Genomic DNA, 495 nt, shown 5'->3' with positions numbered 1-495 from the left:
CACCCGGCCCAGCTGCGCTGTCCAGTTGGGCGCCTGGCTGCCCGGACGGACCCGCTCGGTGCCCTCGGCGGTGGGGACGAGCGTGGCGAACACCTGCCGGATGGTGGTCGCCGCCGCGACCCGGCGGCGGCTGGTGGCGGCGAGGAAGCCGGTGACGAACTCCCGTACGGCGGCGTCGCGGTCGGTCTCCGCGATCGCGTAGACACTGCCGAGCAGGGCGCTGCCCAGCATCTCGGCGTCGAGGGCGGACTCCAGCTTGGTCACGTCGCGTGCGGCGTGCAGCACCGCGTCGTAGGGGGTCTGAGGCGTGGCCATGCTCCGACCCTACGCCGCTGTGGGCGTACGGAGAGCGGTAGCGGGCCGTGCGGAGCGTCAGCCGCGTGCGGCGTCCCGCAGCGCGTCGCGGGCCTGCGCGTACGAGCCGAGCACGATCCGTACCGGAGTCAGCACGTACTCGTCGCCCACCTGGGCCACCCGCGCCGTCAGCCGCTGTTC

At 74.3% G+C, this 495-nt stretch carries 1 pseudogene; it reads right to left on the bottom strand.

The window, feature by feature from the left end:
- Positions 1-315, bottom strand: a pseudogene (locus KBX53_RS35530) (hypothetical protein); the annotation flags it as partial.
- Positions 316-495: the final 180 nt, after the last annotated feature.

It is taken from the genome of Micromonospora sp. M51 (genome assembly GCF_018070305.1).
In the GTDB taxonomy this organism is placed as follows: domain Bacteria; phylum Actinomycetota; class Actinomycetes; order Mycobacteriales; family Micromonosporaceae; genus Micromonospora; species Micromonospora parva.
The sequence above is the reverse complement of the archived record's forward strand: the minus strand, read 5'-3'. Positions and strand labels throughout refer to the sequence as shown.